Below are 25616 nucleotides of genomic sequence, written 5' to 3'. Positions count from 1 at the left end.
CTCTCAGGGGACGAGGATGATCTTCCCCGAGGCGGCGCCGGTCTCCATGAGCTCATGGGCCCGCGCCGCCTCGGCGAGGGGCAGCTCCGGGCCGAGCTCGATGGTGAAGTCGCCCGCGGCCAGCAGGTCGACCGTCTTCTGCAGCGCTTCTGCGCGCCACTCCAGCTCCTGCGGCGTGAGCGGCTCGGGGGAGCCGCCGGAGAACGCCCGGATGCCGAAGTCAGCGGCGTCGGGACCGCGGACGATGGTCGCAATGCGGTCGCGGTCGGCGACCAGGGCGAGGGAGGTCTCGATCGCCTCGTCGGTGCCCGCGCAGTCCAGGACCACGGTCACGGGGGAGGGGGCTGCGGCGCGGACGCGGTCGAGCAGGCCGTCGCCGTAGGCCACGGGGATCGCGCCGAGCTCGCGGAGCTGGTCGTGCCGGGCGGGGCTCGCGGTGGCGATCACGGTCGCGCCCCAGGCGACCGCGAACTGCACGGCGGCCTGGCCGACCGCACCCGAGCCCGCGTGCACGAGGAGCACGTCGTCGGCCGTCACGGCGAGCGAGCGGAGGGACTGATAGGCAGTGCCGGCCGGGATGCCGATCGCCGCTCCCTCGGCGGCGGTGACGGCGTCCGGGAGCTTCACGAGCTTGTCGGCCTCGACCGCGAGGGCGGAGGCGTAGGTCCCGAGCGTGTCGCGGATCGCGACGCGGTCGCCGACCTCGAACCCGTCGACGCCCTCGCCCAGCACCTCGATGACTCCCGCGCCGTCGAACCCGACCGGACGCGGCTCGGTGATCGGCGCGGAGGGGCGCTTGCCGCCGCGGAGCTTGGCGTCGATGGGATTGGCGCCGGCCGCCTCGATGCGCACCAGCGCCTCGCCGCGGACGGGCACGGGGTCAGGCACCTCCATCAGGTGGAGGACAGCGGGGGATCCGAACTCGGTGTAGACGATCGCGCGGGCCATGCCCTCAGGCTACCCGGCGGGGGTCACTTCCCCGCGAGCGCCTTGGTGATCCGCTGCGGCGACACCGGCTGCGCGGTGCCGAGACGCTGGGCGAAGACGCTGACCCGGTACTCCTCCAGGAGCCAGCGCACCTCGACGATCGCGGGGGGAGCGTCGGGCGCGAGGGGGATCGTGCCGCCGGCGTCCGCGAACAACACCGCCATCCGCTCGAACTCCGTCATCCGCGCGCGGTCCTTGCCCGGCTCGTTCGCGAGGGTCTTCAGCCGGTCGATCATGCCGTCGAGGTACCGGGGGAAGTGGGCGAGCCGGTCGACCCCCGCGGCCGCGACGAAGCCGGGATGCAGCAGTCCGGAGAGCTGGGTGCGGATGTCGTTCAGCGGGCCGAGCAGCGCCAGCGCGTTCTGCGCCTTGATGCCCCGCTCCACCTCCCGCGCCTTCGTGAGGATGCGGGCGACGAGGGAGACGCAGGCGAAGAGCTCGTCGACGAGCACGGCCGACACGGCGTCGCGCACGCGGGCGAACTCGGCTTCGGTGCGCACGACGCCGCGGTCCCGGCCGTCGGCGCCTCCGGTCGACGCGTCGATGACGCGACGGGCGACGGCTGCGCGGCAGTCCTCGATGAGCGCGGCCGCCGACGGGTACGGCGAGGCGGCGAGTGCGAGCTTCTCCTGGCTGGTGAGGTGCTGCTGCACGTACGACGATGGCGAGGGCACCGCGAGCAGGACGAGACGGAGCACGCCGTCGCGCGTGGCGGCGGCCGCGGCGTCGGGGGTCGCCTCGAGCCGCACCGACACGCTCGTGCCGGCATCGACGATCGCCGGATACCCCCGGACGACGCCGCCCGCGACCTTGGTGTCGATGACCGCCGGGAGGTCGCCGAACGTCCACGCCGTCAGCCCGGTCTGCTCGACCGGAGCGGCGGCCACGCGCTCCGCCCCGCGCGGTCCCGGTGCCTCCGCACGCCCGGGGCGCGCGATCGAGCGGGCGACGCTGCTGCGCGCGCGGTCGGAGAGCTGAGCCTGCAGCGACCGGAGATCGCGCCCCGAACCGACCACGCGTCCCCGCTCGTCCACGGCGCGGAAGTTCATGCGCAGATGTGCCGGCACCCGTTCATCGTCGAAGTCGGCGGCCGTGACCACCTGGTTCGCGAGCGGCTGCACGAGCCGCGCGAGCGCCTCCTTCAGGGTGCGCGGGGGGAGACCGCCGTGCGCCTCCGGACCCTCGTCGGCCAGCGCCGCCCCGAACTTCTCCGCCCAGTCGGCGGCGGGGACGACGTGGCGCCGGATGGCCTTGGGCAGCGCACGCAGCAGTCCGGTGACGAGCTCAGCGCGCAGCCCGGGCACCTGCCAGTCGAAGCCGCGGTCCTCGATCTGGGCGAGCAGCGGCAGAGGCAGCACGACGCTCACGCCGTCGTCCGGTGCGCCCGGCTCGAACCGGTACGCGAGGCCGAGCACCTGGTCGCCCTGCGTCCACCGGGTCGGGAACTCGCGCTGGTCGGCGCGGTCCTCGTCGTCGATGAGGTCGCTCTCGCGCATCACGAGCAGCTTCGGCGTCGCGGTCAGCGCCTCGCGCCACCACTTCTCGAACGAGCGCACGTCGAACACGTCGGCGGGGATGCGCTCGTCGTAGAAGCGGAAGACGGCCTCGTCGCCGGCCAGGATGTCGCGACGCCGCTCGCGCTCCTCGAGCTTCTCCAGACGACGGCGGAGCTCGGCGTTGCTGCGCCAGAACGCACTGACCCGCTTGTCGATGCGGGACGGGTCCCATTCGCCCTCGACGAGCGCATGGCGGACGAAGAGCTCGCGCGAGGCGGCCCGGTCGATGCGGGCGAACTGCACGCGCCGGCGCGGGATGATCTCGACCCCGAACAGCGTGACCTTCTCGAACGCCACGGCGGCTCCGGCGTCCTTGGACCAGTGCGGCTCGGTGACCTGGCGCTTCGCGAGGTCGCCGGCGAGGGGCTCGGCCCAGGCGGGGTCGATCGCGGCGACGGTGCGGGCGAAGGTGCGGGAGGTCTCCACGATCTCGGCGGCCATGACCGCCCTGGGGCTCTTCTTGCGCAGCCCCGACCCCGGGAAGATCGAGAACCGGATGCCCCGCGCGCCCCGGTACTCCGTGATCCGGCGGCGGGCGTCCTTGGCGGGAGAGTGGGCTTTCCCCGCGGGGACGGTGCGCTCGTCGAGGACGCCGATCTGCGACAGCAGGCCGGAGAGCAGCGCGCGGTGGATGGCATCCGGATCGGCCGCGCCGCTCGGCTCCGTCCCGCGGTCGGGGCTCTTGACGAGCGTCCGGAGCTGGCGGTGCACGTCGAACCACTCGCGGACCCGCACGTAGTTGAGATGCTCGCTGCGGCATAGCCGGCGGAACGCGCTGGAGCCGAGCTCGCGCTGCTGCTCGCGCAGGTGGTTCCAGAGGTTCAGGAGAGTGAGGAAGTCGCTCGTCGGGTCCACGAAGCGCGCGTGCAGCCGGTCCGCCTCCTCGCGGCGGTCCTCCGGTCGCTCGCGCACGTCCTGGATGGACAGCCCCGCCACGATCGCGAGCACGTCCCGCAGCACCGACCCCTGGGTCCCTGAGCCTGTCGAAGGGCCTGAGCCCCGCTGGGTCCTTGAGCTTGTCGAAGGGCCCGCCTCGATGAGCATGCGCGCGAACCGCGGGTCCATCGGCATCCGGGCGATGTCGCGCCCGATGCGGGTGAGCCGGGGACCGTCGTCCGGCCCCTGCGCCGGCCGGAGGGCGCCGAGCTCGGTGAGCAGGTCGAACGCCGCCTTCACACCCCGGGAGTCGGGCGGGGTGAGGAACGGGAACGCGGTGATGTCGCCGAAGCCCAGCGCGAGCATCTGCAGGATGACGGAGGCGAGGGAGGTGCGCAGGATCTCGGGTTCGGTGAACTCGGGACGCCGCGCGGAGTCCTCCTCGGAGTACAGGCGGATGGCGATGCCGTCACTCGTACGGCCGGCGCGCCCGGAGCGCTGATTCGCCGAGGCCTGGGAGATGGCTTCGATGGGCAGCCGCTGCACCTTCGAGCGGTTGCTGTACCGGGAGATGCGCGCGGTGCCGGTGTCGATGACGTACTTGATGCCGGGCACCGTGAGGCTCGTCTCGGCCACGTTCGTCGCGAGCACGACCCGGCGACGGACGCCGGCCACGGTGCTGCGCTCGAACACCCGGTGCTGCTCCGCGGCGGAGAGCCGGCCGAACAGGGGGAGGACCTCGGTGGGCGAACGATCCTTGGCGTAGGCCGCGCGCACGGCGTCGGCCGCGTCCCGGATCTCCGCCTCGCCCGGCAGGAACACGAGCACATCGCCGGGCGCCTCCCGGTCGAGCTCGCGGAGCGCCGCGACGATCGCGCTCACCTCGTCCTCCGGCTCGCCGGCGGCGTCCTGCTCCGCGTCCTCGTCGACGAGCGGGCGATAGCGGATCTCGACGGGATACGTGCGCCCCGACACCTCGATGACCGGCGCGGGGGTGCCGTCGGCGGCGGCGAAGTGCCGCGCGAAGCTCTCCGGGTCGATGGTGGCGGAGGTGATGATCACCTTCAGGTCCGGGCGCTCCGGGAGGATGCGGGCGAGGTAGCCCAGCAGGAAGTCGACGTTGAGGGACCGCTCGTGCGCCTCGTCGATGATGATCGTGTCGTAGCGCGTCAGCAGCCGGTCGCGGTGGATCTCGTTGAGGAGGATCCCGTCTGTCATCAGCGCGATCCGGGTCTCGTCGGAGACCTTGTCGGTGAAGCGCACCTTGTATCCGACGAGCGTGCCGAGCTCGACCCGCAGCTCCTCGGCCACGCGCTCCGCGATCGTGCGGGCGGCCAGCCGTCGGGGCTGGGTGTGGGCGATGCGCTCGCGGCCCAGCTCCAGCGCGATCTTGGGGAGCTGGGTGGTCTTCCCCGATCCGGTCGCGCCGGCGACGATGACGACCTGGTGGTCGCGGATGGCGTCGGCGATCTCGTCCCTGGCCGCGCTGACGGGCAGCTCCGGAGGGTAGGAGATCACGGGGGAGGACATAGCCCTCCATCGTATGCCGGGATGCACACCGGGGTCGCCGCGATCGCCGCATACGATCATCGGGTGATGACTGCTCTCCGCCCCGTGCGCTGGTTCCGTGATTTCGGGCGGCCGCCGCGCATCCTCGGTCTCGACGTCGCGCGGGGTCTGGCGATCCTCGGCATGGCCGGTGCCCACGTCGGCGTGACGGAGGCGTTCGAGTGGGGCGACCCGACCACGTGGACCGACCTCGTGCACGGCCGCTCGTCGATCCTCTTCGCGCTGCTCGCCGGCGTCTCCATCGCCCTCATGACCGGGCGCGACGTGCTGCCGGAGCGGGAGCGCCTCCCGGGCATCCGCCTCAACCTCGTGGGCCGCGGCGCGGTGATCTTCGTGATCGGCCTCGCCCTGGAGCTCCTCAACACGCCGATCGCCGTGATCCTCACCCTCTACGGCCTGCTCTACGTCGCGGTCATCCCCGTGCTGCGGTGGCGGCCCCGGCAGCTGCTCCTCGGCGCCGCCGTCCTCGCCCTCGCCGGTCCGGCGCTGCTCGCTCTGCTCAGCGCGGTGGCGCTGCAGCCGTTCGGTGCGGGCATCGGGTTCGTGCTCTACGGCACCTATCCGATCACCGTGTGGCTGGCTCTCGTGCTGGGCGGCATGGCTCTGGGCCGGCTCCGGGTGCAGGAGCTGCGCACGGCCGTCGTCGCCCTCGTCGTCGGCGTGGTCCTCGCCGCGATCGGCTACGGTCTGGGTGCCCTCGGAGCGGGCGCGGGGCTGGGCGGGACGGAATCGATCGTCTCCTCGACGAGCGCGTCCTCCGGGAGCGAGAGCATCGAGATCCTTCCCGGCGAGAGCCTGTCGTCGTCTTTCATCCCCGACGATGTGATGCCGCCGTCCGGCTGGGAGAGCTACCCCGAGGCGCTCGCCGCGACGGATCCGCTCGGCTCCATGGTCCGCGCGGTCTTCGCCGTCGACCCGCACAGCGGCGGCACCGCCGAGATCCTGGGCTCCGGTGGGTTCGCCCTCGCGGTGATCGCCCTGTGCCTGCTCCTGAGCCGTCCGCTGCGCTGGCCGCTGCTGCCCCTCGGCGCGCTGGGGTCCATGCCGCTCACGGCATACAGCGTGCACGTCGTCTCCGTCGTCCTCGTCGCCGGCCCCGGAGGCTTCATCGCGGACAACGCCTTCTGGGCGCTCACCGCCGTAGGGCTCCTGCTGGTCACGACGCTGTGGGCGATGTTCGTCGGACGTGGTCCCCTGGAACGCCTCGTCGGAAAGGGCGCCGCCGCGATGGCCGCCGTGCCTCGGCGCTGACGCTTTTCGTCATCCGCACGGGCGCACCTGTCATCACAGGTCTTAGGCTGGGGGGATGACCATTCCTGCACTCGAACTGAACGACGGCAACTCCATCCCCCAGCTGGGCTACGGCGTCTTCAAGGTGCCGCCGGCAGAGACCGAGAAGGCGGTGAGCGAGGCCCTCGAGATCGGGTACCGCCACATCGACACCGCCGCGATCTACGGCAACGAGGAGGGCGTCGGCGCGGCCATCGCGTCCTCCGGCATCCCCCGTGAGGAGCTCTTCGTCACCACGAAGCTGTGGAACGACCGCCACCACGACGACGAGCCCCGCGCCGCCATCGGCGAGAGCCTCGAGAAGCTCGGCCTGGAGCAGGTCGACCTCTACCTCGTGCACTGGCCCACCCCGGCGAAGGACGACTACGTCCACGCGTTCGCGAAGCTCGTCGAGCTGCGCGACGCGGGCCTGACCCGCAGCATCGGCGTCTCGAACTTCCTCGTGCCGCACCTGGAGCGCACGGTGAAGGAGACCGGCGTCGTCCCGGCCGTGAACCAGATCGAGCTGCACCCGGCGTACCAGCGCCGCGAGGAGGTCGCCTGGGCCGAGGCCAACGGCGTCCGCATCGAGGCCTGGGGTCCGCTCGGCCAGGGCAAGTACGACCTCTTCGGCACCCCGGCGATCGCGGAGGCGGCCGCCGCCCACGGCGTGACCCCCGCACAGGCCGTCCTGCGCTGGCACCTGCAGAAGGGCATCATCGTCTTCCCGAAGTCGGTGCGTCCGGAGCGCCTGCGCGAGAACCTCGACGTGTTCGGCTTCGAGCTGACCGACGCCGAGATCGCCGCGATCGACGCGCTCGACCCGCTCGACGGCTCCGGCCGCGTGGGCTCGCACCCGGACGAGGTCAACTGATCCCGCCCTCATACCGGCCGCGTGCTCGGCACTGACGCCGTCACCGGGCCAGCACTGACCGGAGCCTTGCTCCCGAGCCCGCGGCCCGCGGCTCGTCTCCGTTCCATGACGCCCCGTGTCGCTTCGCGCGACACGGGGCGTCCGCGTGGGTACCGTCGAGCCCATGACAGCTCCGCTCCGCGTCGTCGCCGTCTCGGGCTCCCTCCACGAGCCGAGCAAGACCACCGCCCTCCTCCGTGCGATCACCGCCGCGGTCGCCGAGCGCGCCCCGGTCGAGGCGCAGCTGATCGAGCTCACGCAGGTCGGACCCTCGCTCGCGGGTGCTCTCACCCGTGACCAGCTCCCGCCGGAGGTGGAGGCACAGCTGCAGGCGATCGAGACAGCCGACCTGCTCATCGTGGGCAGCCCGGTGTACCGCGCCTCGTTCACGGGGCTGTTCAAGCACCTGTTCGACTTCGTGGACCAGTACGCCCTCGTCGGCACGCCGGTGCTCCTCGCGGCGACCGGTGGCGGCGAGCGACACGCGCTCATGATCGAGCACCAGCTGCGCCCGCTGTTCGCGTTCTTCCAGGCGCTCACCCTCCCGCTTGGCGTGTACGCGAGCACGACCGACTTCGACGGCTACGAGGTGGCGACGGACGTGCTGCGTGCGCGGATCGCGCTCGCGGCCGAGCGGGCCCTCCCGCTCGTCGGCTACACCCTGTCCCGTCCCGCGGAGCTGCTCGTCGGCTGATCCTGGTCCGGAGCCGGTGAGCCCGGCGTAGCGTGGGAGCATGACGAACCGTCTCGCCGACACCCTCAGCCCCTATCTGCGGGCCCACGCCGACAACCCCGTCGACTGGTACCCCTGGGGAGAGGAGGCCTTCGCCGAGGCGCGCCGCCGGGACGTGCCGATGCTGATCTCGATCGGCTACTCCACCTGCCACTGGTGCCATGTGATGGCGCGCGAGTCGTTCGCCGACCCGGAGACCGCCGCCCGCATCAACGAGGGGTTCGTCGCGGTGAAGGTCGACCGCGAGGAGCATCCGCACGTCGACGGGGCGTACATGGCCGCCGCGTCGGCGTTCACGCAGAACCTCGGCTGGCCGCTCACGGTGTTCACCACGCCTACCGGACGCGCCTTCTACGCGGGGACGTACTGGCCGCCGGAGGCGCGACCGCCGATGCCCGCGTTCCGCGATGTGCTGGCCGCGGTGCGCGAGGCGTGGACGACGCGACGGGCGCAGGCCGAGGAGTCCGCCGACGCGGTGACCGCGGCGCTCGCCGAGGCGGCGGAGACCACGGCATCGAGCCTCCCGGACGCCACGGCCCTCGCGGAGGCCGCCCGCGGTCTCGTCGCCAGGGAGGACGCGGAGTTCGGCGGCTTCGGCGGAGCTCCGAAGTTCCCGGTGGCCACGACTCTGCGGTTCCTCCAGGAGCCCCTCATCCGCGCGGCCGCACCGGAGGCGGCGGCTGCGGCCGAGCGCGCCCTCGCGGCGATGGCGGCCTCAGATCTGCGTGACGCCGACGGCGGGTTCTTCCGCTACGCGACCCGGCGTGACTGGACGGTGCCGCACTACGAGCGCATGCTGACCGACAACGCCCAGCTGCTCGAGGTCGCGCTCGACGCCGGCGACGAGGAGACCGCCCGCGGGATCGCCCGCTTCCTGCTCGGCACGCTGCGGCAGGAGGGCGGCGGCTTCGGCGCTGCGCAGGATTCCGAATCGTGGATCGACGGGGCCCGCAGCGAGGGGGGCTACTACCTCCGTCCCGTCGCGGAGCGCGCGGCGCTGGAGCCGCCCGCCGTGGACGGCAAGGTCATCACGGGATGGAACGGCCTCGCGATCGCGGCACTCGCCCGGGCGGGGGCGGCGCTCGGCGACGACGCGTGGATCGCCGCCGCTGCGGAGGCCGCCGCTGCCGTGCTCGACACCAACCGCGGGGCCGACGGCGCGCTCGTGCGGGCATCGCTGGACGGCCGGGCCTCCGCCGCGGTCGCCACGGCCGCCGACCTCGCGCTGCTCGCCGAGGGCCTGTTCGCCCTCGCGGCGGCCACCGGCGACGTCGATCCGGCGTCCACGGCCCTGGGCCTCCTCGACGGAGCGCTGGACGGCGCCGCGGGGGACGACCCGATGCTCCGCGCGCAGGGCATCGCCGCCTCGCCCGACCACACCGACGGCGACCTGCCCTCGGACACGGCGGCGGTCGCGCAGGCCGCGCTCACCGCCTGGCGGCTGGGAGCGGGGGACCGCTATCGCGCGGCAGCAGTGGAGCGGGTGGAGGCCCTCGCCGCCCGGGCGCTCGCCCAGCCCTTCGCCCACGGCAGTCTGCTCCGGGTCGCCGCCGGACTCGCCACCGCGCCGCGGCAGCTCGTCGTGGTGACGGAGGATCCGGGTGGGGCGCTCGCCGCCGCGGCCCGCGGAGCCGATGCCGATGTCGTCGCCGTCGTCACGCCGGCGCAGGCCGCGGCGTTCGGCGCCGCGGGGTTCGAGCTGTTCGAGGGCAAGGAGGCGACCGCCGAGCGCGCCTACGACTGCCGCGCCTTCGTGTGCCGCCTGCCGGTGAGCGATCCGGCCGCGGTCTCGCGCGCACGGTGAGCGCCCCTCCCCGGCGCAGCGCTGTGCATTCTGCCTACCGCGCGGCGTCCGTCTGCCCGTCGAGTGCGCGCGATGCGCAGCTTCGAGTGCACGGTTTGCCCAGCGCCCGCGATCCGTTCTAGGGTGACGCGACCCCTCTCGGATCACAGCAAGGATGCTCTGACGATGACTCTCTCCGCCCGCGCCGGTCTCGACGCCGTGCCCGCCTACCGACAGGGGCGCTCCGCCCCGGCCGGTGCCTCCAAGCTCTCCTCGAACGAGTCCCCGCATCCGCCGCTGCCCTCCGTCGTGCGCGCCGTGCAGGACCGGGTGGCCGGCATCCACCGCTACCCGGACATGAGCGCCTCCGCGGTCCGGGAGGCGCTCGCCGCCCGGTACGCCGTTGACCCGGCGCAGGTGACCGTCGGCGCGGGGTCGGTGGAGATCGCCGCCCAGCTCATCCACGCGGTCGCCGGCGAGGGGGACGAGGTCGTCTTCGCATGGCGGTCCTTCGAGGCCTACCCCTCGCTCGTCCGGATCGCGGGCGCGACGCCCGTCGCCGTGCCGCTGGATGCCGATCACGGACACGATCTCGACGCGATGCGCGCCGCGATCACCCCGCGCACACGTCTCGTGTTCGTGTGCAACCCCAACAACCCGACCGGCACGGTCGTCGACGCCGAGGCCCTGGAGCGCTTCGTCGCCGCGGTGCCGCACGACGTCCTCGTCGTCATCGACGAGGCCTACGTGCACTTCGACCGCACGGAAAGCCGCGGCGCCGGGATCGAGCTGTTCCGTCGCCACCCGCACGTCGCGGTGCTGCACACGTTCTCCAAGGCGTACGGCCTGGCCGGGCTCCGCATCGGCTACGCGATCGCCCCCACCGCGATCGCCGAGGCGCAGCGCAAGGTGGCCGTGCCGTTCGGGGTCACCGACCTCGCCCAGGCCGCGGCCCTCGCCTCGCTCGCCGCGGAGGACGAGCTCGCCGTCCGCATCGACGAGGTCGTGGCGCAGCGCGATCGGCTGTACACCGTGCTCACCGCCGCCGGCTGGCCCGCCGTCCGCTCGCAGGCCAACTTCGTCTGGGTCCCCGCGGGGGAGCGCACCGCCGAACTCGACGCCCTCCTGCATGCCGGCGACGTGGTCGCCCGCGCCTTCCCCGGCGAGGGCATCCGCATCTCGTCCGGCTCCGCCGCCGACATCGACCGGGTGGAAGCCGCCCTCGCGGTCTCCGGCGACGCCGCGCACGAGTCCGACCACGATTCCGACCTGATGGAGGTGGGCGCGTGACCACGGAGGTCCCCGTCACCACGACGACCACGAAGGGCCTGCACCCGGGCCTCACCCGCCGCCAGATCTCCATGATGGGGCTCGGCGGCGCGATCGGCGCGGGGCTGTTCGTCGGCTCCGGGCAGGCGATCAGCATCGCGGGACCCGCCGTGCTCATCTCCTACCTCGTCGCGGGCGGCATCGTCGTGCTCGTGATGGCGATGCTCGCCGAGATGGTGGCGGCCCGCCCCAGCTCCGGCGCCTTCAGCTCCTACGCCCAGAAGGCCATGGGGCGCAGCGCCGGCAGCGCGGTGGGCTGGCTGTACTGGATCCAGCTCGTCGTCGTGATCGCCGCCGAGGCGACCGGCGCGGCCGGGATCGTGGCGAACTGGGTACCCGGGATCCCCGCGTGGGTGTGGGTGCTCGTGTTCGTCGTGGCGCTCACCGCGGTGAACCTCTTCGGCGTGCGCAACTACGGCCGTTTCGAGTTCTGGTTCGCGGCGATCAAGGTCGCCGCGATCATCGCCTTCCTCGTCGTCGGCGTGTGCGCCATCGTCGGACTCATCCCCGGTGTGCCGGCGACCGGCATCTCGAACCTGGTGGATGAGGGCGGCTTCGCCCCGCACGGCATCACGGGCATCGCCGCGGCGCTCCTCATCGTCGTCTTCGCGTTCGGCGGCACCGAGGTCGTCGCGATCGCGGCCGCCGAGTCGGACGACCCCTCCCGCAACATCCGCCGGATCGTGCGCGAGGTGCTGGTGCGCATCCTCGTCTTCTACGTCGGCTCGATCTTCGTCATCGTCGCGGTGCTCCCGTGGGACGACCCCGCCGTGCAGGCCGGTCCGTTCTCGGCGGTCCTGGACACCCTGAACGTGCCGGGCGTCGGCCTCGTGATGGACCTCATCGTGGTGATCGCGCTGCTCTCGGCCATGAACGCCAACATCTACGGCGCCTCCCGGATGGCGTACTCGCTGGGGGAACGCGGGCTGGCGCCGCTGTCCGTCACCCGGACGAGCCTCAAGGGCGTGCCGTTCGTCGCCGTCCTCGCCTCGGTGGCCTTCGGCTTCGTGACCGTCGGACTCAACTGGGCCTTCCCGGACGTGGTGCTCCCGGCGCTGCTGAACGTCGTGGGGTCGACCCTGCTGGTGATCTGGACGGCGACGGCGATCTCGCAGATCGTGCTGCGCCGGCGGGCCGACCGTGCCGGCGAGGCGATGCCCATGCGGCTCTGGGGCTTCCCCTGGGTGTCGTGGCTGTGCCTCGTGCTGCTCGCCGCCGTGATCGCGCTCGCGATGATCGACCCGGCTGCGCGCATCCAGCTGCTGCTCACGCTCGGGCTCACCGCGGTGTTGCTCGTCGTCGCCCGCCTGACGCGGGGTGTCTCCCGCCCCGGCATCGTCAAGGAGTGACGTGCGGATCGATCGCCTCGACGCCGCGCTGATCCGGCTGCTGACGGAGTCGCCGCAGCTGCCCCTCCTGGAGTGCGCGCGCCGGCTGGGCATCGCGCGGGGGACGGCCACGAGCCGTCTCGCGCGCCTGCACGAGGGTGGGGTGATCGAGGCGATCGTGCCGCGCATCGACCCCGCCGGCTTCGGGTACGGCGTCGTGGCGTTCTGTCTCGTCGAGATCGATCAGAAGGTGGGGCATGACGACGTCGCGACCGCCCTCGCGGACGCGGTGCCGGAGATCGTCGACATGCACACGGTGACCGGCGCGAGCGACATGCAGCTTCGGCTCGTCGCCCGCGATGCGACCCGCCTCCAGGAGGTGCTGGACCGGGTCGCCCTCGTGCCGGGGGTCGCGCGGACCGCGTCCTCCATCGCGATGCGCACGCATCTCTCGGGTCGCGTGCTCCCGCTCGTGGAGCACCTGGCCGACGAGGTCTCCTGACCCGGGCTCGGAGTCCGGTCGGTCAGACGCCGGTCAGACCCAGCCCGGCAGCCAGTTGTGCAGGCGCCAGAAGTCGTAGGGAACGCTCATCCCCGTCCACAGCGGCAGGAAGAACGCCGAGACGAGGACGACGACGACGAGGAAGATCAGGACGGTCCGCTGTCCCGACTGGCGGCGCGGGAGCGGGTCCTCCCGGCGCCCGGCGATGATCCGCAGTGTGGCGGTGAGTGCGAGCACGAGGAACGGCATCATCACGACCGTGTAGAACTGGAAGATCGTCCGGTCGGGGAACATCAGCCAGGGCAGATAGGTCACCGCGAGCCCCACGAGCGGGAGGCTGAGCGCCGGGCCGACCGGCTGCCGCGTGATCCACCCGCGGATGAGGCGGTAGAGCAGGTACACGCTGGCCGCGACGCCGCCGTACCAGATGAGCGGGTTGGGGATCGCCGAGATCACGCCGATGCAGTGGTCGACGCCGCAGCCGGTGGGGTCGCTGTCGACCCACACCGCGGTGGGGCGGAGCAGGAAGGGCCACTCCCACGCCGGGCTCGCGTACGGGTGCCCGCGGGTGAGGCCCACGTGGAACCCGAGCATGGCCTCGTGGTAGTTCCATAGGGCGATGAGCGGGTTCGGGTCGCTGCCGCGGTCGTAGCCGTTCGCCGTCACCAGCCATCCGGTCCAGCTCGCGAGGTAGACCGCGAGGGCGGGCACGACGAGGAGGACGAACGACACCGGCCCCTGCCGGAAGACCGCGGACGCCGGCCACACGACGACCCCGCCGCGGCGCCGGGCGAGGGCGTCGGTGATGACGACGAAGAGTCCGAAGCCCGCGAGCACGTACAGCCCCGACCACTTCACCGCCGAGGCGGCGCCGAGTGCGAGCCCCGCGGCGACGAGCCAGGGACGGCGCCAGAGGATCGGTCCCCACAGCGGGTGCTCGTCGTCGGGGTTCCGACGTTCGAGCAGGGGGATCGTGTGCTGGCGGTCGATGAGCACGAACAGCACGCCCAGCAGCACGAAGAAGGTGAGGATGCCGTCGAGCAGCGCGATGCGGCTCATCACGATGCTGAGGCCGTCGATCGCGAGGAGCGTCCCCGCCACCGTCGCCGCCACGACGGAGCCGGTCAGGCGTCGCGCGATGAGGAAGACCAGCAGCACCGATCCCGCACCGAGGACGGCGGTCGCCAGACGCCAGCCGGCGCTGTTGTCCGGGCCGCCGATGGCCATGCCCAGCGCGATGAGCCACTTCCCGAGCGGCGGGTGCACGATGAAGGCGCCCTTGTTCGTCAGCGGGAGCTCCTGCAGGGTGATGAAGGCGTCGTTCGCGTTCTCGCCCCACACCCCCTCGTACCCGAGGCTCCACAGCGACCAGGCGTCCTTGACGTAGTAGGTCTCGTCGAAGGCGAGCTGGTGCGGATGTCCGACGTTCGCCAGGCGCAGCACCGCCGCGAGGGCCGTGACCAGCAGCGGGGCCAGCCAGCCGATCGCCCGGCCCCAGTCCGGAGCCTGCAGCACGCGGTCGCGGAGTCGCTCGTAGCGCGTGAGCCGCTCCTCGGGGAGGGGCAGGAGGGGCTCGGGCGCGGTCACCGGTCCAGCCTAGACACACTCCGCCCTGTGCTCCCGGTATGCCGGCTCCGGTCCCGCTGCCGGTCCACGCCTAAGCTGGGCGGGTGATCATCCTCGCCGCGACCCCGATCGGAAACCTGGGCGATGCGTCGCGGCGACTCGTGGAGGTGCTGGAGAACGCGGAGATCGTCGTGGCGGAGGACACCCGCACGACGCAGCGCCTCCTGCAGGCCCTCGCGATCGACAACCGGCCCCGCTTGATCGCGCTGCACGACCACAACGAGAAGCAGAAGGCCGCGGAATTGGCCGCGCTCGCCGCGGAGACCGACCTCGTGGTGCTGAGCGATGCGGGCATGCCGACCGTGAGTGACCCGGGATACGGCCTCGTCGCCGAGGCGGTGGCGCAGGGGGTCACGGTGACCGCGATCCCGGGGCCCAGCGCGGTGCTCATGGCCCTGGCGATCTCGGGGCTGCCGACGGACCGCTTCACCTTCGAGGGGTTCCTGCCGCGGAAGCCGGGGGAGCGCCGGGCGACCCTTTCCGCCCTCGCCGCCGAGCCGCGCACGATGGTGTTCTTCGAGTCGCCCTCGCGCCTGGCGACGACCCTGACCGACATGGGGGCCGCTTTCGGCGCGGACCGCCGGATCGCCGTGTGCCGGGAGCTGACCAAGCTGTACGAGGAGGTCCGTCGTGGCACCGCGTCCGAGCTCGCCGCCTGGGCCGCCGACGGGGTGAAGGGAGAGATCGTGGTGGTCGTCGAGGGGGCGCCGCGGCGGGAGGCCTCCCCGGAGGACGCCCTCGCCCAGGTGCAGGCCCTGGTCGCGGACGGCACCCGCCTGAAGGATGCGGCCTCCGAGGTCGCGGCCCTGACGGGCTTGTCCTCCCGGGATCTGTATCAGGCGGCCCTGGCGGCGCGGTCGCGGTGACCCCCGTCGCAGATTCGCACCCCGGTTGCGGGGATGCGGGGGGCGGCTGCGGCATGAGCCCGGATCTGCGGCCTCCCGCCGGACAGGACCCGGTCGCGCGCGCCTACGACGAGAGGGCCGCGGAGTACCGGGAGGTCGCGGGAGACCTGGGACTGATGGATCCGCGCGACCGCGAGCTCATCCGGCGGTGGCGCGAGGAGACCCCGGGGCGGCTGCTCGATGCGGGCTGCGGCCCCGGGCACTGGACGGCCTTCCTGCACGGGGGCGAGGGGCGGGACGTCGAGGGGATCGACCTCTCCTCGGCTTTCATCCACGGGGCGCGGGCGCAGTATCCGCACCTCTCGTTCCATCACGGGTCGTTCCGGACGCTGCCGCAGGCATCGGGCACCGTCGGCGGCGTCCTCGCGTGGTACTCCGTGATCCACACGCCTCCGGCCGAGCTCCCGGACGTGTTCGCCGAGTTCGCCCGGGTGCTCGCCCCCGGCGGGAGCCTGCTCCTCGGCTTCTTCGTCGGCGAACCCCGGGTCGCCTTCTCCCATGCCGTCGCCCCCTCCTTCTTCTGGACCGCGGAGGCCCTGTCCCCGCTGCTCGCCGCGGCCGGTCTCGAGCTGCACTGGTCCGAGACCCGCGAGCGCGAACCGGGCGAGATCAGCTCCCGCCCGCACGGAGCCCTCCGCGCCCTCCGCTCCTGACCCGCCCGTCCACGCACGCCCTCGCAGGTCTGCACCGTGTCGCAGACCTGCACCGTGTCGCAGAGACTGGCCCCATCCCTGCGACACCGACGCGAATCTGCGCCCGCGCGCGGGAGCGGGAGGGGGCACCGGGGGAGACTGTCCTACGCTGACAGGACCAGGACCCGGACCAGAACCAGGACCAGAACCCGCGAGCGAGAGGAGTCCGCGTGAGCAAGGCCGCGACGGTGTACGACGTCGCCGACCGCGCCGGAGTGTCGATCGCGACCGTGTCGCGGGTGCTGCGCTCGCCGGAGGCCGTCCGTCCGGTGACCCGGGAGCGGGTGCTCGACGCGGTCTCCGCGCTGGGGTACGTCCCCAGTGGGAGCGCGCGGGGTCTCGCCGAACGCCGGACCGGGGTGCTGGGGCTGTACTTCCCGGGATTCGACGCCGCCGAGGACGCTCCGCCCCTCGACGTGCTGTCCGCCGCCGCCCGCCCGCCGTTCACGGTCGTGTCGGACGAGCAGGACGCGCCGCACTCCTCCATGCTGTTCCTCGACGAAGTCCTCCGCGGCGCCGAGCTGGAGGCGTGGAAGCAGGGGTTCGTGCTCATGGTGGGCGTCGGCCGCGACGATCCCGACCGCTCCACCGTCCGCGACATGGCCGGCCGCGTGGACGGGCTCATGGTGCTCGCCCGCAGCGTGCCGGACGCCGTGCTCGCCCGGCTGGCCCGCCGTATCCCGGTGGTCGTGCTGTCCGGACCGCCACGGGGCGATGCCTACGACCACGTCACGGTGAGCAACGTCGAGGCGATGGGGGAGCTGACCCGTCACGTGCTGTCCCAGGTCGGGGAGGGGGAGATCGCGTTCCTCGCCGGCCCGGCCGACTCGCCCGACGCCGAGCAGCGGTGGGAGGGCGTGTCGACCGCGCTCGCCGCCGCGGGGCGCGACCCGGCAGCGGTACGCATCCTCCGGGGCGACTTCACCCGCGCCTCCGGGCGTCGGGCGGGGGAGCGGCTCGCGCGCGACGGCGTGCCCGCCGCGCTCATCGCCGCCAACGACCAGATGGCCCTCGGGGCCATGGACGTGTTCCGCGGGGCGGGCGTGCGGGTGCCGGACGACGTCCTCGTCACGGGGTTCGACGGCATCGAGGCGGCGACCCTGGTGTCGCCGCCGCTGACCACGATCCGGCAGCCGATGATCGAGCTCGGACGCGCGGCGGTGCAGGTGCTCGCGCGACGGCTGGAGCAGCCGGACGCCCCGCCGCTCACCACGCGTCTGCCCCTCCAGATCCTCCTCCGCGAGAGCTCCACGCGCCCCTCCTGAGCCGACGCGACCGCGCCGCCCCGGAGGGTCTCCTGGCTTGCCACGGGGTTGCCGATTCAAAATGTATGCGCTTACAATCTGGTGTACGGCTTCGGCCGGCAGGACTCCCCACCCCCCGGGGCGCCCTTCATGACAGAGACGACATGAGGTCATCCAGTGGCAGAGACGCACACCTTCCGACGCTGGCGCCGCGCCGCCGTCGTGGGGCTCGCGGCCGCAGCGGTCGCGCTCAGCGGCTGCAGCATCCAGATCAGCTCGCAGCCCGACCCCTCGATCGGCGACGACACGATGCTCATCAACGCCGACAAGGGCAACCCGTTCTTCACGCAGAACTTCAACCCCTACCTCACGAACACCCGGACCGCCTCGCGGTGGATCTACGAGCCGCTCATCCTGGTGAACCCGCTCGACGGTGAACTCACCCCGTGGCTCGCGTCCGAGTGGACCCAGCCCGACGCCCGCACGATCGTGATGACGGTCCGCGACGGCGTGGAGTGGAGCGACGGCGAGCCCCTCACCCCGGAGGACGTGGCCTTCACGTTCCAGCTCATCAAGGACGAGCCTTCGCTCGACATCAAGGGCGCGTGGCAGCACATCGACCGCATCGAGGTCGACGGCGACGACGTGGTGTTCCACCTCCAGGGCGAGGACGCGCCGTCGCTCTCGATCCTCGGGCAGACCATGATCGTCCCCGAGCACCTGTGGGCCGACGTGGAGGACCCGGCCACCTGGCGCAACGAGGAGCCGGTCGGCACCGGCCCGTTCGTGCTCGGGAACTACAACGACCAGCAGTACTCGATGGACCGCAACCCGGACTACTGGCAGGCGGACAAGATCGAGATCGAGCACATCATCCTGCCGGCCACGAACACCCAGCTCGACACCGTGACCCGCGGCTACGACTGGGCCTACTCCTTCATCTCCGACGTCGAGGGCACCTGGGGAGCGGCGAGTCCCGACAACACCTGGTGGTTCCCGCCGGGTGGCGTCATCTCGCTCGTGCCCAACCTCGAGGTCGCCCCGTTCGACGACGTGAACGTCCGTCGCGGCATCGCGCTCGCGCTCGACCGGGAGGAGATCGCCGAGACCGCCTCCGAGGGCTACATGCAGCCCGCCGGGCAGACCGGCCTCATCCTGCCCAACCAGGAGAAGTACCTCGACCCGGAGATCCCGGACCAGGGCATGCTCGCGCAGGACCGCGACGCCGCGCTCGCGGCGTTCGCCGAGTCCGGGTACACCCTGCAGGGTGACCAGCTCGTCGGCGAGGACGGCGAGCAGCTCGCGTTCTCGCTGACCACCGCCAACGGATACTCCGACTGGACGCGCGCCGCCCAGACCGTGCAGCGCCAGCTCGCGGACGTCGGCGTCAAGGTGTCGCTCAAGCTCCCGCAGCCCGCCGGCTACCAGAGCGCGATCGGCACCGGCGACTTCGAGATGGCGATCGGCGGCATGGGCAACGGCGACGTGTACCAGGCCTACAACAGCCTGCTCTCCAGCGACTTCTACGTGCCGGCCGGCGAGGTCACGACCAACAACTTCGAGCGCTACCGCTCCCCGGAGGCCGACGCCCTGCTGGAGGAGTACCGCGCCACGATCGACCCCGACCGCCAGACTGAGATCGTGCACGAGCTGCAGAGCATCGTGTACGAGCAGGTCCCCGTGATCGGCCTGTACTACGGCGGGATCTGGGGCCTGTTCAACGACGCGAAGTTCACCGGCTGGCCCTCCGCGGACGATCCGTACATGATCCCGCAGAACTACGATTCGGCGCCGCTGGGCATCTTCACCCACCTGAAGCGCACGGACGGGGGAGACCAGTGAAGTACGTCCTCCAGAAGATCGGCCTGTTCCTGCTCACCCTGTGGGCCGCGATCACCCTGAACTTCTTCCTCCCGCGACTGATGCCCGGCTCTCCCGCCGACGCCGCGATCGCGAAGCTCTCCCAGAACGGTCCGGTCTCCGACGCCACGCGCGCCGCGATCGAGGCGCAGCTCGGAGTGCCGACCGGATCGATGTGGGACCAGTACGTGGCCTACCTCGGCCAGGTCGTCCGGCTCGACTTCGGCGTCTCGTACACGTTCTACCCGCAGACCGTGTCGAGCATGGTCTCCACCGCGCTGCCGTACACACTCGGCCTCGTCGGCATCGTCACGATCCTCGCCTTCGTGATCGGCACCCTCATCGGCGTGATGGCCGCCTGGCGGCGCGGCACGTGGCTGGACTCCCTGCCGACGCTGACCGGGTCGTTCCTCAGCACGTTCCCGTACTTCTGGACGGCGCTGCTGCTGCTGTTCTTCCTCGGCTACGTGCTGCACTGGTTCCCGACGACCGGCGCCTACTCGGCGACGACCACCCCGGGCTTCACCTGGGACTTCATCGTCGACCTCGTCCGGCACGCGTTCCTGCCGGCGCTGACGATCCTGCTCACCTCCCTCGGCGGCTGGATCATCGGCATGCGCAACGCGATGATCAACACGCTCGGCGAGGACTACATCACCTTCGGCGAGGCGAACGGCCTCCGCGGCCGCACGATCGCCCTCCGCTACGCGGCCCGCAACGCGATCCTGCCGAACCTCACCGGCTTCGGTCTCACGCTCGGCGGCGTGGTGGGCGGCTCGATCCTCGTCGAGCAGGTGTTCGGATATCCGGGCATCGGCTACCTGCTGTTCAACGCCGTGATCGGGCAGGACTACCCGCTCATGCAGGCGCTCTTCCTGATGATCACCGTGAGCGTGCTCATCGCCAACTTCCTCGTGGACATCCTCTACGGGGTTCTCGACCCGAGGACTCGCCGATGACGACCCCGAACCCCACCCCCAGCACCGTGACCGTCAAGGTCCCCACCGCCCGCATCGCGGCGCCCAGCCCGTGGCGCGCCTTCGGCCGCATGGTCGGCACCCTGTGGTCCAACGGCAAGGCCCGCATCGGCCTCTGCCTCCTCGCGTTCTTCGTGCTCGTCGCCGTGTTCGCCCCGCTCCTGGCTCCCTACGGCCCGAAGGAGAACGGGTTCCCGCGCAACGCCGACGCCTCGTGGGAGCACTGGCTCGGCACGACCGCGGCCGGGGAGGACGTGCTCAGCCAGCTCATCTACGGGGCCCAGGTCAGCCTCCTCGTGGGCTTCGCGGCTGGGCTCCTCTCCACGATCGTGGCCGTGCTGATCGGTCTGAGCTGGGGCTACATGCGCGGCTTCGCGGGCGAGGTCGTCGGGTTCATCGTGAACCTCTTCCTCGTGATCCCGGGCCTGCCGCTGATGATCGTGATCGCGGCCTACCTGCAGAACGGCGGCATCCTCATGATCATCGCCGTGATCGTCGTGACCGGCTGGGCCTGGGGTGCCCGCGTGCTGCGCAGCCAGACCCAGTCCCTCCGCGGCAACGACTTCGTCACCTCGGCGCAGTTCTCCGGCGACAGCAGGGCGCGGATCGTCTTCCGCGAGATCCTGCCGAACATGACGTCGATCATCGCCGGCACCCTCTTCGGAGCGGCGACGGCGGCGATCCTCGCCGAGGCGGGCCTGGAGTTCCTCGGCCTGGGCGACTCCAGCATCGTCAGCTGGGGCACGATGCTCTACTGGGCGCAGAACTCCAACTCCCTGCTCACCGGCCAGTGGCTGCTGCTGTTCGCGCCCGGTCTGTGCATCGCGCTGCTCGCCCTCAGCCTCACACTCATCAACTTCGGCGTGGACGGCATCTCCAATCCGCGCCTCCGCGAAGGGAAGGGCCGATGAGCGCCATGGAGCACGACGACATCCTCCTCGACGTCCAGTCGCTGTCCGTGGAGTACGCCTCCCCGGGGCAGGAGCCGGTGCCGGCCGTGCGCGACGTGTCGTTCGCGCTCCGGCGCGGCGAGTTCGTCGGGCTCGTCGGCGAGTCGGGGTCGGGCAAGTCCACGCTCGGCTTCGCGCTCACGCGGCTGCAGAAGCCGCCGGCGCGCATCAGCGGCGGACGCATCCTGTTCGACGGCCGCGACATCCGCGAGCTCGACGCCGAAGAACTGCGGCGTCAGCGGCAGGGCGGCTTCGCGATGGTGCTGCAGTCCGGCATGAACGCGCTGAACCCCGTGCGGACGGTGGGCAACCACTTCCGCGACATCTTCGCCGCGCACGGTCATGTGCCCGCCGAGCAGCGCCAGGCCAGGGCGCGGGAGCTCGTCGGCAAGGTGGGGCTCAAGCCGGAGGTGCTCGACCGATACCCCGGTGAGCTCTCCGGCGGCATGCGGCAGCGCGCCTCGATCGCCCTCGCCCTCTCGCTCGAACCCCAGCTGATGGTGTTCGACGAGCCGACGACGGCGCTCGACGTCCTCGTCCAGCACGCGGTCATGGACACGATCCAGGAGCTGCAGCGGTCCGAGCGCTTCACGGCGATCCTCATCAGCCACGACCTCGGGATCGTCCTCGAGGCGACCGACCGGGTGATGGTCATGCACGAGGGCCGCATCGTGGAGGACGCCCGCAGCCAGGACATCCTGCACCGCCCGCAGGACGAGTACACCCGGATGCTGCTGAGCCACTACGCCGACCCGCGCGCCGAGAAGATCGAGATCCCCGGGTTCGTCGATCTCGGCACCCGTCGCCGGGAGGGACGCAGCCGTACGGACGTCACCGAGACCCTGCCGACCGTGTCTCCGCGGGACGCCCGGCGGGCCGACGCCGCGATCGTGGTGGAGGGCGTGACCAAGCGCTATCCGGCACCGCGCCGCGGCCAGGATCCGGTCGTCGCGGTCGACGACGTGTCCTTCCGCCTGGAGCCGGGGGAGGCGCTGGCGCTGGTCGGTGCCTCCGGCTCGGGCAAGTCGACGATCGCGAAGATGCTCACCGGCGTCGAGAAGCCGACCTCCGGCCGCATCCGCTTCGGCGACACCGATGTGGCGTCCTTGAAGCGCCGAGGACTCCGCGACCTCCGCAAGGACGTGCAGATGGTGTTCCAGGATCCGTACGCGGCCCTGAACCCGCTGCACACCGTCGAGTACGCCCTCACCCGCCCGGTCCTGAACTACACGAGGCTGCGCGGGGCTGAGGCCAGGGCCCGGGTGCTCGAACTGCTGGAGACGGTGGGCCTCACGCCCGTCGAGCAGTTCGCCGCCAAGCTGCCGCACCAGCTCTCCGGCGGGCAGCGGCAGCGCGTGGTGATCGCCAGGGCGCTCGCGAGCGACCCGCAGGTGCTCATCGCGGACGAGCCGGTGTCGATGCTCGACGTGTCGCTCCGCGCCGGCGTGCTCGCGCTGCTGGAGGACCTCCGCGAACGGTGGGGCATCAGCATGCTCTACATCACCCATGATCTGCTGAGCGCGCGGCTCGTCACCGAGAACATCCTCGTGCTCAACAGCGGCCGCGTCGTCGAGCGGGGCGAGACCTCCCAGGTGCTGCAGCATCCGGAGGACCCGTACACGGTCGAACTGCTCGACGCCGTGCCGAACCCCGCCCGCGCCCGCTGACGCGCCGAACGACTGCAAGAAAGAGAGAGGAGCGCATCCGTGCTCGCATTCCCCGACGGCTTCCTCTGGGGCGCCGCGACCGCCGCCCATCAGGTGGAGGGTAACAACACCACGAGCAACTGGTGGGCGATGGAACACGCCCCCGACTCGCCCATGGTCGAGCCCTCCGGTGACGCCGCCGACCATTTCCACCGCTACCCGGAGGACATGCGGCTGCTCGCCGAGGCCGGGCTGAACTCCTACCGGTTCTCGGTCGAGTGGGCGCGGATCGAGCCGGAGCGCGGGTTCGTCTCGCGGGCGATGCTCGACCACTACCGCCGCATGATCGACACCGCCAGGGAGAACGGGCTGGACCCGACGGTCACCCTCATGCACTTCACGGTGCCGCAGTGGTTCCAGAAGGACGGCTTCTGGCGTGCCGACGACGCGGTGGACCTGTTCTCCCGCTATGTGGAGACCGTGCTGCCGATCCTCGACGGCGTGCGCTACGTGTGCACCATCAACGAGCCGAACATCGCTGCGATGCTGGCCGGGGGCGAGGACGCGGCGAACCTCGTCGCCTACGGCCTGCCGAATCCCGACCTCGGCGTCGCGGACACTCTGCTGGCGGCCCACCGGCGCGCGTCCGAGATCCTGCACACGGTTCCCGGGGTGCAGGCGGGCTGGACGATCGCCACCCAGGCCTTCCACTCCACGGGCGAGCCGGGAGCGGACGAGATGCTCGCGACGTACGGCGACCCGCGCGACCACTGGTACCTGGAGCAGTCCGCCGGAGACGACTTCGTGGGCGTGCAGGCCTACACCCGCACGTTCATCGGTCCGGAGGGGCCACTGCCGGTGTCGCCGGACGTCGAGACGACGCTCACGGGCTGGGAGTTCTTCCCCGAGGCCCTCGAACTGGGCGTCCGGAGCGCGTGGGAGCGCAGCGGCGGCGTCCCCGTGCTCGTCACGGAGAACGGCATCGCCACGGCCGACGACAGCCGGCGCATCGCCTACACGCAGGGCGCGCTGGAGGGGCTGCATCGCGCGATCGCCGACGGCATCGACGTGCGGGCCTACCAGCACTGGAGTGCGCTCGACAACTACGAGTGGGCCAGTGGCTTCCGGCCCACGTTCGGGCTGATCGGCTTCGACCACGAGACCTTCGAGCGGTTCCCGAAGCCCTCGCTGGCCTGGCTCGGCGAGGTCGCCCGCCGCAATGGGCTCTGACGAGCCGCACGGCGTAACCACGGGCATGGGGGCACCTAGAATTGTCCCCATGCCCGCTGGCGACTCCTTCTACATCACCACGCCCATCTACTACCCCTCCGATGTGCCGCACATCGGTCACGGGTACACGACGGTGGCCGTCGACACGCTCGCACGGTGGCACCGCCAGGCGGGCGACGACACCTGGATGCTGACGGGCACCGACGAGCACGGTCAGAAGATGCTGCGGGCCGCGGCCGCCAACGGCGTCACCCCGCAGGAGTGGGTCGACAAGCTCGTCAGCGAGAGCTGGTTCCCACTGCTGAAGACCCTCGACGTCGCGAACGACGACTTCATCCGCACCACGCAGGAGCGGCACGAGACGAACGTGCAGACATTCTTCCAGCGGCTCTACGACCGCGGGTACATCTACGCGGGCGAGTACGAGGCGCTCTACTGTGTGGGCTGCGAGGAGTTCAAGCCGGAGTCCGAGATCGTCGACGGCACGGGTCCCTTCGAGGGGCTGAAGGTCTGCGCCATCCACTCCAAGCCGCTCGAGCTGCTGCAGGAGAAGAACTACTTCTTCAAGCTCAGCGAGTTCCAGGAGCGCCTGCTCGAGCTCTACAAGACCGAGCCCGACTTCGTGCGGCCCGATTCGGCGCGCAACGAGGTCGTCTCCTTCGTGAGCCAGGGCCTCAAAGACCTCTCGATCTCCCGCTCGACCTTCGACTGGGGCATCCCGCTGCCGTGGGACGAGTCGCACGTCATCTACGTGTGGGTCGACGCGCTGCTCAACTACGCCACTGCCGTCGGCTACGGCTCCGACGAGGAGACCTTCGCGCGCCGCTGGCCCGCCTACCACGTGGTCGGCAAGGACATCCTGCGCTTCCACGCCGTGATCTGGCCGGCGCTGCTGATGGCGGCGGGGCTCGATGTGCCGAAGGGCGTCTTCGCGCACGGCTGGCTGCTCGTGGGCGGCGAGAAGATGTCGAAGTCGAAGCTCACCGGCATCGCGCCGACCGAGATCACCGACGTCTTCGGCTCCGACGCGTACCGGTTCTACTTCCTGTCCGCGATCGCGTTCGGCCAGGACGGCTCGTTCTCCTGGGAGGACCTGTCCGCGCGGTACCAGGCCGAGCTCGCGAACGGCTTCGGCAACCTCGCCTCGCGCACGACCGCGATGATCGAGAAGTACTTCGAGGGCATCGTGCCGCCGGCGGCCGAGTACACCGAGGCCGACCTCGCGATCCAGAGGATCGTCGCGGACGCCGCGACGAAGGCGGACGCCGCGATCGGCCAGTTCCGCATCGACGAGGCGATCTCCGCGATCTGGACCATCGTCGACGCGCTCAACGGGTACATCACCGAGAACGAGCCGTGGGCGCTCGCCCGCGACGAGGACCAGCGCGAGCGTCTGGGCACCGTGCTCTACACGTGCGCCGAGGGGCTGCGGGCGCTGGCCGTGCTGCTGTCGCCGGTGATGCCGCAGTCGACCGAGAAGCTGTGGATCGCGCTCGGTGCCGCGGAGACCCTCGGGCGGCTGCAGGACCAACCGATCCGCGAAGCGGGCGCCTGGGGCGTGCTGAAGCCGGGCACGAGCGTCAACGGCCTCGCCCCGCTGTTCCCGCGCGTGGAGTCCACGGCCTGACATCCGGGCAGGAC

At 71.6% G+C, this 25616-nt stretch carries 19 protein-coding genes; 16 read left to right on the top strand and 3 right to left on the bottom strand.

Features of this window, described 5'->3' with window-relative positions; translation table 11 throughout:
* Positions 1–3: 3 nt before the first annotated feature.
* A complete protein-coding gene (locus tag AB0300_RS00915; RefSeq protein ID WP_315108955.1) occupies positions 4–948 on the bottom strand; it encodes an NADP-dependent oxidoreductase in 945 nt (314 codons plus the stop codon).
* Between the two features lie 23 nt (positions 949–971).
* Positions 972–4949 (bottom strand): ATP-dependent RNA helicase HrpA, encoded by a 3978-nt coding sequence (hrpA, locus tag AB0300_RS00910; RefSeq protein ID WP_366215296.1) that lies wholly within the window; start codon positions 4947–4949, stop codon positions 972–974.
* Positions 4950–5015: 66 nt separating this feature from the next.
* On the opposite strand from hrpA, the gene AB0300_RS00905 reads away from it, so the two are divergent.
* The 7 genes from AB0300_RS00905 to AB0300_RS00875 all read left to right on the top strand — a co-directional run bounded on the left by AB0300_RS00905 (position 5016) and on the right by AB0300_RS00875 (position 12845).
* Entirely contained in the window at positions 5016–6239 is a 1224-nt protein-coding gene (locus AB0300_RS00905) for a heparan-alpha-glucosaminide N-acetyltransferase domain-containing protein (RefSeq protein WP_238695687.1), read from the top strand.
* A gap of 55 nt (positions 6240–6294) precedes the next feature.
* Positions 6295–7131 carry an aldo/keto reductase gene (locus AB0300_RS00900; protein ID WP_060923596.1) on the top strand — a complete coding sequence of 279 codons (837 nt, stop codon included), beginning with the start codon at positions 6295–6297 and terminating at the stop codon, positions 7129–7131.
* Between the two features lie 163 nt (positions 7132–7294).
* Positions 7295–7864, top strand: coding sequence for an FMN reductase (gene msuE, locus AB0300_RS00895; RefSeq protein ID WP_025105598.1), 570 nt, complete (start codon positions 7295–7297; stop codon positions 7862–7864).
* A gap of 40 nt (positions 7865–7904) precedes the next feature.
* Complete coding sequence (locus tag AB0300_RS00890; protein WP_366215295.1) at positions 7905–9707, top strand: DUF255 domain-containing protein; 1803 nt, start codon at positions 7905–7907, stop codon at positions 9705–9707.
* Between the two features lie 165 nt (positions 9708–9872).
* Complete coding sequence (gene hisC, locus AB0300_RS00885) at positions 9873–10976, top strand: histidinol-phosphate transaminase (RefSeq protein ID WP_366215294.1); 1104 nt, start codon at positions 9873–9875, stop codon at positions 10974–10976.
* Positions 10973–12364, top strand: coding sequence for an amino acid permease (locus AB0300_RS00880; protein ID WP_102209043.1), 1392 nt, complete (start codon positions 10973–10975; stop codon positions 12362–12364). The genes hisC and AB0300_RS00880 overlap by 4 nt, the downstream gene beginning before the upstream one ends.
* A gap of 1 nt (position 12365) precedes the next feature.
* Complete coding sequence (locus AB0300_RS00875; RefSeq protein WP_366215293.1) at positions 12366–12845, top strand: Lrp/AsnC family transcriptional regulator; 480 nt, start codon at positions 12366–12368, stop codon at positions 12843–12845.
* A 33-nt stretch (positions 12846–12878) separates the two neighbouring features.
* Here the strand turns inward: AB0300_RS00875 and AB0300_RS00870 are convergent, their stop codons facing one another.
* Positions 12879–14432: a phospholipid carrier-dependent glycosyltransferase gene (locus AB0300_RS00870; protein WP_126893577.1), complete on the bottom strand. Its 1554-nt coding sequence runs from the start codon at positions 14430–14432 to the stop codon at positions 12879–12881.
* 83 nt (positions 14433–14515) lie between these two features.
* On the opposite strand from AB0300_RS00870, the gene rsmI reads away from it, so the two are divergent.
* From rsmI to metG, 9 genes are all read left to right on the top strand, one after another.
* Positions 14516–15337 (top strand): 16S rRNA (cytidine(1402)-2'-O)-methyltransferase, encoded by an 822-nt coding sequence (gene rsmI, locus AB0300_RS00865; RefSeq protein ID WP_025105604.1) that lies wholly within the window; start codon positions 14516–14518, stop codon positions 15335–15337.
* 53 nt (positions 15338–15390) lie between these two features.
* Complete coding sequence (locus tag AB0300_RS00860) at positions 15391–16029, top strand: class I SAM-dependent methyltransferase (RefSeq protein ID WP_085606113.1); 639 nt, start codon at positions 15391–15393, stop codon at positions 16027–16029.
* A 209-nt stretch (positions 16030–16238) separates the two neighbouring features.
* Positions 16239–17333, top strand: a complete 1095-nt coding sequence (locus AB0300_RS00855; RefSeq protein WP_366215292.1) for a LacI family DNA-binding transcriptional regulator — start codon at positions 16239–16241, stop codon at positions 17331–17333.
* 156 nt (positions 17334–17489) lie between these two features.
* Positions 17490–19154, top strand: coding sequence for an ABC transporter substrate-binding protein (locus AB0300_RS00850; protein ID WP_303709437.1), 1665 nt, complete (start codon positions 17490–17492; stop codon positions 19152–19154).
* Positions 19151–20131: an ABC transporter permease gene (locus tag AB0300_RS00845; protein ID WP_025105608.1), complete on the top strand. Its 981-nt coding sequence runs from the start codon at positions 19151–19153 to the stop codon at positions 20129–20131. The genes AB0300_RS00850 and AB0300_RS00845 overlap by 4 nt, the downstream gene beginning before the upstream one ends.
* Positions 20128–21060 carry an ABC transporter permease gene (locus AB0300_RS00840; protein WP_025105609.1) on the top strand — a complete coding sequence of 311 codons (933 nt, stop codon included), beginning with the start codon at positions 20128–20130 and terminating at the stop codon, positions 21058–21060. The genes AB0300_RS00845 and AB0300_RS00840 overlap by 4 nt, the downstream gene beginning before the upstream one ends.
* Positions 21057–22766 carry an ABC transporter ATP-binding protein gene (locus AB0300_RS00835; RefSeq protein ID WP_231919644.1) on the top strand — a complete coding sequence of 570 codons (1710 nt, stop codon included), beginning with the start codon at positions 21057–21059 and terminating at the stop codon, positions 22764–22766. The genes AB0300_RS00840 and AB0300_RS00835 overlap by 4 nt, the downstream gene beginning before the upstream one ends.
* A gap of 39 nt (positions 22767–22805) precedes the next feature.
* Positions 22806–23975, top strand: coding sequence for a family 1 glycosylhydrolase (locus AB0300_RS00830; protein WP_366215291.1), 1170 nt, complete (start codon positions 22806–22808; stop codon positions 23973–23975).
* A gap of 49 nt (positions 23976–24024) precedes the next feature.
* Positions 24025–25602 (top strand): methionine--tRNA ligase, encoded by a 1578-nt coding sequence (gene metG / locus AB0300_RS00825; RefSeq protein WP_366215290.1) that lies wholly within the window; start codon positions 24025–24027, stop codon positions 25600–25602.
* The last annotated feature ends 14 nt before the right edge of the window (positions 25603–25616 follow it).

It is taken from the genome of Microbacterium sp. NPDC078814 (assembly GCF_040702645.1).
In the GTDB taxonomy this organism is placed as follows: Bacteria; Actinomycetota; Actinomycetes; order Actinomycetales; family Microbacteriaceae; genus Microbacterium.
The sequence above is the reverse complement of the archived record's forward strand: the minus strand, read 5'-3'. Positions and strand labels throughout refer to the sequence as shown.

What these genes read in the sequence shown, in the direction of transcription:
- AB0300_RS00915 (WP_315108955.1), bottom strand. Translation starts at nt 948, where the DNA reads ATGGCCCGCGCGATCGTCTACACCGAGTTCGGATCCCCCGCTGTCCTC.
- hrpA (WP_366215296.1), bottom strand. Translation starts at nt 4,949, where the DNA reads ATGTCCTCCCCCGTGATCTCCTACCCTCCGGAGCTGCCCGTCAGCGCG.
- AB0300_RS00905 (WP_238695687.1), top strand. Translation starts at nt 5,016, where the DNA reads ATGACTGCTCTCCGCCCCGTGCGCTGGTTCCGTGATTTCGGGCGGCCG.
- AB0300_RS00900 (WP_060923596.1), top strand. Translation starts at nt 6,295, where the DNA reads ATGACCATTCCTGCACTCGAACTGAACGACGGCAACTCCATCCCCCAG.
- msuE (WP_025105598.1), top strand. Translation starts at nt 7,295, where the DNA reads ATGACAGCTCCGCTCCGCGTCGTCGCCGTCTCGGGCTCCCTCCACGAG.
- AB0300_RS00890 (WP_366215295.1), top strand. Translation starts at nt 7,905, where the DNA reads ATGACGAACCGTCTCGCCGACACCCTCAGCCCCTATCTGCGGGCCCAC.
- hisC (WP_366215294.1), top strand. Translation starts at nt 9,873, where the DNA reads ATGACTCTCTCCGCCCGCGCCGGTCTCGACGCCGTGCCCGCCTACCGA.
- AB0300_RS00860 (WP_085606113.1), top strand. Translation starts at nt 15,391, where the DNA reads ATGAGCCCGGATCTGCGGCCTCCCGCCGGACAGGACCCGGTCGCGCGC.
- AB0300_RS00840 (WP_025105609.1), top strand. Translation starts at nt 20,128, where the DNA reads ATGACGACCCCGAACCCCACCCCCAGCACCGTGACCGTCAAGGTCCCC.
- AB0300_RS00835 (WP_231919644.1), top strand. Translation starts at nt 21,057, where the DNA reads ATGAGCGCCATGGAGCACGACGACATCCTCCTCGACGTCCAGTCGCTG.
- metG (WP_366215290.1), top strand. Translation starts at nt 24,025, where the DNA reads ATGCCCGCTGGCGACTCCTTCTACATCACCACGCCCATCTACTACCCC.